Source organism: Lacisediminihabitans sp. (assembly GCF_036569425.1).
In the GTDB taxonomy this organism is placed as follows: Bacteria; Actinomycetota; Actinomycetes; order Actinomycetales; family Microbacteriaceae; genus Lacisediminihabitans.
Genome location: NZ_DATCQQ010000087.1, coordinates 1 through 3045, shown reverse-complemented (window position 1 = coordinate 3045; position 3045 = coordinate 1). Strand labels below are relative to the sequence as shown.

The window sequence follows — 3045 nt, the reverse complement described above, 5'->3', positions numbered from 1 at the left end:
ATCGAGGAGTCCTGGCGACGGCCCCGCCCCAGGTCGAGATCGCCTCGCGCTGGGCGATGCTGAGGCCAGCGGCATCCACCAGCGGGGCGATCAGAGCTGTGGTGCGGGCGATCCCGATCGGAATGATCTGACCGGTGTCGTCGTTGCCGTCGAGCGTAGAGTGCGAAGTGACGGAGGGCGGATGCGGGTGGAGGACGGGCCATCATGATCACCGCGAGAGACCTCGGCGCCTAAGCCTCGATCCACCGGTCGGCTCGGTGAGCGCGGTGGCTCGCGTTTGATCTGAGTTTCCTGCTGGCGGGCATGGTGAAGGGTCCGGCCTTGCTGCCGGTGATGTTCCTGATCCTGTCGCGCCGGTGGGCTGGGTGGTCAGATGGTCACTGTTCGAGGCGGTCCGCAGGCGCCCGCGAACAGCGCCTTCCATCCGGTTTCCCAGGGCCAGTGCTCGGGCAGGTGCAGCACGATCTTCCTGGCCGAGGTCGAGATGCGGGCCGGGATGTTGATGAGTTTGCGGCGGATGGTGCCGCTGCGGGCTTTGCCCAGCTCGGTGCCGGCGAGTGTGCCGATGGCGCGGGAGAGGTTGAACGCGATCGTGGCCAGGACCAGCCATGCCGCGTTCGCGGTGAAGACCCCCGACGGCAGGTGCGCCAGTGCGCTGTCTTTCAGATCCGCGTTGATTTGCTCGATGATGGCGTGCTGGCGGTGGGTTTTGTCGGCCGTGACCGTGTCCAGCTCGCTGGTGGTGAAGAACGCGTGGAAGCGGTGGGTGTCGAACAGGGTGGGTTGGCCGTCGCCTTCGAATCCGTTCAGTTCCGGGATCCGCCGCACGACCAGGCGCCCTTCGATGCGTTCGGCTTTCTTCCGCGAGCTGAATGCGGTGAAGGCCACCTCGGCGACTTCGGCAGAGGAGATCCATTGCCCGGTGGTCTCGTCACGGATCGCGTCGGTGTATTGGATCGTGGTCCAGGCGTTCTCGGTGATGGTGGCGATGGTGCGTTTGACGGCCGGGTCCATCCGGGCGGTGATCGATACTTTCGCCCCGGCCCGGTGGGCCGCTGCGACGACCGCGTGCCCATAGAAGGCGCTGTCGGCGCGCAGCAGCACCAGCCCGGACGCAGTCTTCGAACGCAGACGGCCGACGGTGGCGAGGACGTCGCCGACGAACTTGCCCGCGCCGCGCGGGGAGCCGGTCGCTCCCTTGCGCAGCCGGGAGCCGACGATGATCGGCGCCGCGGTAGCGGTCGAGACGACTCCGATCAACGCGTTCAGCCCGCGCACCCCGGAGTATCCGTATCCGGATCCCTGCTTCTGGTAGCCGTGGACTTCCTTGATCGTGTCGTCGATGTCGACCAGCGCGTACTCGTCGATGCCGGCCGTGATCGGGGTGACGGCGGCAACGCCGACCAACCATCGTGCGGCGACCGCGTCGAGCTGGCGGACGTGGCCGAACGTGAAGGCCCGCAGAAACGAACCCAACGTCGATGGGGCGTAAGTCCCGGCGAACAGTTTCTTCATCCCGCCGTGTCGCAGCAACGCCATGTCATCGATCGAGTCAGCGCCGGCCAGCATTCCCGCCACCAGTGCGGTGACCTTCAGCCCGGCGTTCGCGCCGAAGTAGCTGGGCAGCGTCAACCATTCGTCGGCCAGGTCGGAGAGGCCGGTTCTCACCGCCAAAGCCATCGCGGGAACGAGACCCGCGACCGACACGAGATTCGTCTCCTCGAATGAGGCTGACAGGCGGTGAGATCTATGGAAAAGTTGCATCTACGAGATGTCCTCTTGATCGGTCGAATGAAGTCCTAAGTAAGCTCCATTTTCCCTGATCAACAGGACATTCTCTGTTTAACTCGCCGCCACCGACCCCAGCCGAGCGGTGGATTGAGGTTCAGCACCGGGGTGAACCCCGTGCTCTCCCTTGGCGACGACCTTCGCCAGGACATGGATCACACTGTGCTCGACTACAGCACCAAGTCGGGCGACGGCCACTACTTGCGGCTCGTGAGCCTCGAGAAGTTCGTCGGCACCAGTTGGGCGCCCGACAACTTCTCCGTGAACCGCGGCAACACCACCGACAAGCTCGGAGCCGCGCCAGGGCTCGCGGCGGACGTGGAGAGGAGCGACGAGGCGAGCTACATCAGCGTCACGTCGCTCACGAGCCCGTGGCTTCCGCTTCCATACCCCACGACGACGATCAGCGGGCTGTCCGGGGAATGGTACTGGGACCCGGCCGGGCTCGTCGTGCGGAGCCCGAGCCAGACCGCCGAGGGCGAGACCTACCGCGCGGTGAGCCTCACGATCTCGCCGACCCCCGCGCAACTCGAGGCCGCCGGCTCGAGTGTGGCGCTCAACCTTTCGCCGTTTCTCGAACTGCCCTCCGACGTGCCGGCGATCATCGGGTCGACGGCCCATGCGGTGGCCGGGGGCGCTCCGAGCAACTATGAGAAGGCCCTCCTGCTGCAGGATTTCTTCCGCAACGGCGACTTCCAGTATTCGGAGACCGCGCCGGTGAAATCCGGCTACGACGGCACGGGCATGAAGGTCGTCGCCGCCTTCCTCAAGGCGAAGTCGGGGTATTGCATCCACTTCGCGTCGGCCATGGCCGTCATGGCTCGCAGCCTCGGCATCCCCTCGCGCGTCGCGGTCGGCTTTCTGCCGGGCACGCGAATGGGGCGTGACAGCGCGGGTCGGGCGAAGTTCGAGGTCACGTCGCACGACCTGCATGCGTGGCCGGAACTGTACTTCGAGGGCATCGGCTGGACGCGCTTCGAGCCCACGCCGGGTCGGGGCGACGTGCCGTCGTACGCCGACCAGTCCCTCGCCGACGTGCCCATCCCAGTGAACTCGCAGCCGACGTCGACCGCATCGTCGGCGGTGCCGCGGCCGTCCACCTCGGCCGGACCGAACGTGAAGGACCCGACGGGGGCGAACGGGGCAAACGGATCGGCGGCGGCGGTCATTCCCTGGATTTGGGCGGTGTCGATCCTGGCGTTGCTCCTCATTCTGCTAGCGATCCCCGGTCCGGTGCGGGGTGCCCAGCGCAACCGC

Annotated in this window: 2 protein-coding genes; one reads left to right on the top strand and one right to left on the bottom strand. The window is 66.6% G+C overall.

The window, feature by feature from the left end; genetic code table 11:
- Nucleotides 1–369 precede the first annotated feature (369 nt).
- On the bottom strand, nt 370–1764 hold the full coding sequence (locus tag VIM54_RS14870; protein ID WP_331902493.1) for an IS1380 family transposase: 1395 nt from the start codon (nt 1762–1764) through the stop codon (nt 370–372).
- A gap of 48 nt (nt 1765–1812) precedes the next feature.
- On the opposite strand from VIM54_RS14870, the gene VIM54_RS14865 reads away from it, so the two are divergent.
- Nucleotides 1813–3045: DUF3488 and transglutaminase-like domain-containing protein (locus tag VIM54_RS14865; protein ID WP_331902494.1), on the top strand; the 1233-nt coding region annotated here is incomplete at its 3' end.

Bases quoted from the DNA above. Each gene is read 5' to 3' on its own strand.
- VIM54_RS14870 (WP_331902493.1), bottom strand. From the start codon at position 1,764: ATGCAACTTTTCCATAGATCTCACCGCCTGTCAGCCTCATTCGAGGAG.